Here is a 381-nt window from a genome sequence, read left to right as displayed (position 1 = left end):
ACACCGGCACCTATGCGGATCGTTCGAGCGACCATGGCGCCCGGGCCCAGCTCAGCTGGCGCTTCTGACCCTCCTTCGCTGGTGATCTGACATGTTCGACCGTCTCGTCCGCTTCTCGGCCCGCATGACACCGCTCGCCATCGCGGTATCCAATGGGGCGGAGCATATCAGCTACCGCGACTTCGACCGCGCCATCGATCAAGCCGCTGCCGCGCTCGACCGAGCGGGCGTAGCGGGGCCCGCGCTGGTGGGGATCAGCGTGCGCGACAGCTATCGCCATCTGCTGCTCATAATCGCCTGCGCTCGGCGCGGCGTGCCAACGGTGTCGCTGATCCCGGAAATGGCCGGGCCGATGGTCATGCTGGCCGGTGCGGCGAAGCT

The 381-nt window shown here is 67.5% G+C and carries 1 protein-coding gene; it reads left to right on the top strand.

Features of this window, described 5'->3' with window-relative positions:
* Positions 1 to 91: 91 nt before the first annotated feature.
* Positions 92 to 381, top strand: a 290-nt coding sequence (locus ACFQQJ_RS08080; protein ID WP_377105532.1) for an AMP-binding protein, incomplete at its 3' end; no start/stop codon positions are given.

This window comes from Propionicimonas sp. T2.31MG-18 (assembly GCF_964266745.1).
Lineage (GTDB): Bacteria > Actinomycetota > Actinomycetes > Propionibacteriales > Propionibacteriaceae > Propionicimonas.
The sequence above is the reverse complement of the archived record's forward strand: the minus strand, read 5'-3'. Positions and strand labels throughout refer to the sequence as shown.